General features: G+C 42.1%; 3 protein-coding genes. 2 read left to right on the top strand and 1 reads right to left on the bottom strand.

What is annotated here, in order from left to right; translation table 11 throughout:
* Positions 1-2,139 (bottom strand): formate dehydrogenase-N subunit alpha (gene fdnG, locus M998_RS11605; RefSeq protein WP_074379439.1); only part of this gene is annotated, 2,139 nt, incomplete at its 3' end.
* A 528-nt stretch (positions 2,140-2,667) separates the two neighbouring features.
* Between fdnG and M998_RS11610 the strand changes: the two genes are divergently transcribed.
* On the top strand, positions 2,668-4,053 hold the full coding sequence (locus M998_RS11610) for an MFS transporter (protein ID WP_068908984.1): 1,386 nt from the start codon (positions 2,668-2,670) through the stop codon (positions 4,051-4,053).
* Between the two features lie 102 nt (positions 4,054-4,155).
* The coding region (locus M998_RS11615) for a LacI family DNA-binding transcriptional regulator (RefSeq protein ID WP_156510942.1) at positions 4,156-4,423 on the top strand (268 nt) is incomplete at its 3' end.

The following is a 4,423-nucleotide window of genomic DNA, read 5'->3' on the forward strand; positions in this document are numbered from 1 at the left end:
AAATAGTTTGCCTGAATCATCAAAGATATCTTGCATTGCTTGACCATTGGCTTCTCTGGCAACCTCTTCGGGTTGTGGGTCATAAGGGTCAATATAGTTCCAAGAGAGATTCATCAGTGGTTCAGGGCAAACGCCACCTTCTTCACGATAAAGTTGGCGTAAACGCATGAGTAAATGACCGAGAATTTTACCGTCATGCCATGCTTGGGCAGGTGGGCGTGCTCCTGCCCAGTGCCATTGTAACCAGCGACCAGAGTTAGCTATCGAGCCATTTTCTTCTGCGAAGCAAGATGAAGGAAGACGGAATACTTCAGTTTGGATATCCGCAGTGGTGACATCATTCATTTCACCATGGTTTTGCCAAAAGTTAGAAGATTCAGTGACCAGTGGGTCGATGATGACTAAATATTTGAGCTTCGCCAGTGCTGCACTGGATTTATTTTTATCTGGGAACGCGGCTAATGGGTTAAAACCTTGAACAATATAGCCATTCATTTTCCCATCGATCATCATTTGGGTTTGAGCCATGATATCGTAGCTTTTATCCCATTTAGGTAACCAATGGTAACCCCACTCATTACTTGCTGTGGCATTATCACCCCAAAAACTTTTCATTAAGCTAATAAAAAAGTCAGGTGTCCTTTTCCAGTAATTGACTTGGTCAGGCACAATTGCGCTTGGGGTAACTTGCGATAAATAGGTTTGCAGTGAAATTTGTTTTTCATTAGGCAAAGGCATATAACCCGGAAGATTTAAGGATAATAATCCTAAATCGCTATAGCCTTGAATATTGGAATGTCCTCGTAATGCATTGACACCTCCACCCGGCATTCCGACATTGCCAAGTAACAGTTGGATCATGCCTGCGGTACGAATAGTTTGGGCACCACCTGTATGGTGTGTCCAGCCTAATGCATACAAAATTGTCGCTGTTCTATTTTTTCCAGAGGTCGATGCAAGTTGCTCACAAATATAAATAAAATCTTCAAGCGGCGTGCCACATAACGTCGTAACCATTTCTGGCGTGTAGCGAGAAACGTGCTGCTTTAATAAATTCCAGACACAGCGGGGGTGTTGAAGGGATTCATCCTTTAGCGCATGGCCATTTTCATCAATTTCATAGTGCCAAGAGCGACGATCGTATTGTTGGTTGTCTTTATCAAAACCACTAAAAAGCCCATCGTTAAAGCTATAATCTTCTCGAATTATTAAGGGGGCATTGGTGTAGGCTTTCACATATTCATGTTGAATTTTATCATTTTCAATCAGATAGCGAATCACCCCTAATAAAAAGGCGGTATCAGAACCCGCTCGAATAGGTGAATATAAATCAGCCACTGAGGCGCTACGATTAAAACGTGGGTCGACAACAATTACTTTGGCATTATTTTTAATTTTTGCTTCGATAACCCATTTAAAACCGACGGGATGTGCTTCGGCCGGGTTGCCGCCCATGATTAAAACCACATTGGCGTTTTTAATATCAACCCAGTTGTTGGTCATTGCTCCACGACCAAAGGTTGGAGCAAGTGCCGAAACGGTTGGCGCATGACAAAGTCTGGCTTGGCAATCGATAGCTAACATACCCAATGATCGCGAAAATTTATTATCGAGAATACCGGTTTCATTACTTGCTGCCGATGAGCACAACATACCTGTCGTCAGCCATCGATTAACTTCGTGGCCTTTTTCATTATGGGTAATGAAGTTATCATCGCGATCTTTTTTCATTAACCGCGCAATCTTATCGATCGCTTCATCCCATGAGATACGTTCCCATTTATCTGAGCCGGGCTTGCGATACTCCGGATATTTTAAGCGGTTTTCACTATGAATATAGTCGATAAGCCCTGCGCCTTTAGGGCATAAAGAGCCTCGGCTAACCGGGTGGTCGGGGTCGCCTTCGATATGGTAAATGGATTTATCGACATTTTTTGCGCCGTCACCTAGGCTGTACATCAATATGCCACAACCCACAGAGCAATAAGTGCAGTTATTACGCGTTTCTATTGAGCGTAATAGTTTATATTGGCGTGTATCGGCAAGGGATACATTAGGGGCAAAACCGAGTAAAGCAGCAGAAGTTCCTGCCATACCACTGGCACAAATTTTAAAAAAGGACCGTCGACTGACTTGCATCAGCGTCTCCTTGTTAATTGATTAGAAATACTAAGGCTAGGCAGTTAAAAAAACAGCCTATCCGCAGTGATTTTTCATTTTTCAATCATTCAAGACAGACCTGAGCATCATAGTGAACTCAATGTGATGAACTACTACATAAAATGATGGGAACTAATTATAATTGTTAAAAAAAATAAATCCACATTAATAATACGGTCATCTCTATACATAAAAGCTAACATTTTATGCAACTAGTGATATTCAGGAAGTGATATCCATGTTTAGTCCTTGATGACTCAATTTTATCTTGTCTTAATGTATATATTCACTGAATTCTACTTTTAATTGATTGTTAAATATAACCTAATAATTTATTTACTCCATTCATACAAAATTCATATATCTGACATCAAGTGATAACGCTCACAAAATATCATTCGTGCGTTTGCTTAAATCTACGCGCGTAGACTATCCTTTAGGTAAATAAAAACACATAACATATAATTTTGATTAATCGGCTTTGTGCCAACATCAAGGGTTTCTAATATGGCAATAGAACTGAATACCGCAGATAGCCAACAGGCTGCACAAGAGCGGTTAACCACGCCCGAAGGAAAAAAAGATTTCCGGCGGGCGATTTTTTCTTGTTGGTTGGGAACGACCATGGAATATGCCGACTTTGCATTGTATGGTTTAGCGGCAGGAATTGTTTTTGGTGATGTGTTTTTCCCTGATGCAACACCCATAATGGCGTTGTTATCGAGCTTTGCCGCCTACTCGGTAGGCTTTATTGCTCGCCCAATTGGTGCACTATTTTTCGGTTGGCTAGGTGATAAACACGGGCGAAAAATGGTTATGGTGATTACGATTGCGCTGATGGGGTTATCAACAACATTAATCGGCGCGATCCCGAGTTATGCCCAAATTGGAGTTTGGGCGCCAACTTGCCTAGTAATTTTACGTTTTGCCCAAGGGCTTGGTGCGGGGGCTGAATTATCCGGCGGTACCGTGATGTTGGGAGAGTACGCACCAGTTAAACGTCGAGGCCTTGTTTCTTCAATTATTGCCCTTGGGTCAAACCGCGGGACGTTACTTGCCTCAATGATTTGGTTGATTGTTCTGCAAATGGACAAAGAAAGTTTAATGTCATGGGGATGGCGGATCCCTTTCCTTGGCAGTATTTTGATTGCGCTGGCAGCATTAATTATTCGTCAACATATGCGTGAAACCCCTGTATTTGAACGCCAAAAGGCACTACTAGAGGAAGAACGTCGTCAAGCATTGGAAAATGATGTCATTACTCATCCTGTTGATGATCGGACTTTTTGGCAGAAGAGCAGAGCTTTTTGGACCATGGTTGGCTTACGCATTGGTGAAAATGGACCTTCGTATCTTGCTCAAGGGTTCATTATTGGTTATGTCACTAAAATTTTATTAGTTGATAAATCGGTACCAACTACGGCGGTATTAATCGCCTCAATCCTTGGTTTTGCCATCATTCCTTTTGCTGGTTGGTTATCAGACCGATTTGGCCGTCGCATTATTTATCGTTGGTTCTGTTTTTTATTGATTCTGTACGCAATTCCAGCATTTATGTTGCTGGATTCTCGTGAGCCAATGATTGTTATTCCAACCATTGTTGTTGGAATGGGGTTAGCTTCATTAGGGATCTTTGGGGTACAAGCCGCTTGGGGAGTAGAGCTATTTGGCGTACGTAATCGCTATAAAAAAATGGCATTTGCGAAAGAACTTGGCTCTATATTATCAGGTGGTACAGCGCCATTGGTGGCATCTGCATTACTTTCTTGGACAGGTCATTGGTGGCCAATTACGATTTATTTTATGGGAATGGCAACGATAGGCTTAGTGACCACCTTCTTTGCACCTGAAACTCGTGGTCGCGATTTGAACTTACCCGAAGATGCAATTTAAGCCAGTATAATAGGGTGAAAATGATGTTCAGTAGTATATAAAAACCAGTGCTGCTGCTATTCTTTGGATAAAATAAATAGTCACTGTAATAGGAATAGCGGAGTGTCAGATATTAATGATAGAAAAGTGACGCGGGTAGATGTTGCCCGCGAAGCTGGGACTTCTGTCGCAGTGGTCAGTTATGTTATCAATAATGGCCCGCGTCCTGTGGCTGAAGCAACCAAGCAAAAAGTACTCGCTGCAATCCAAAAAACAGGTTATCGGCCAAATGGTATCGCGAAAGCGTTGGCTTCTGGCAGTACGCAAACTTATGGGTTAGTTATACCGGATATCTCTAACCCATTTCTTGCATCAATAGCACATGCATTAC

The organism is Providencia heimbachae ATCC 35613, from assembly GCF_001655055.1.
GTDB classification, from domain to species: Bacteria; Pseudomonadota; Gammaproteobacteria; order Enterobacterales; family Enterobacteriaceae; genus Providencia; species Providencia heimbachae.

Excerpts from the sequence above, each read along its gene's own strand:
- M998_RS11610 (WP_068908984.1), top strand. The coding sequence starts at position 2,668 with ATGGCAATAGAACTGAATACCGCAGATAGCCAACAGGCTGCACAAGAG.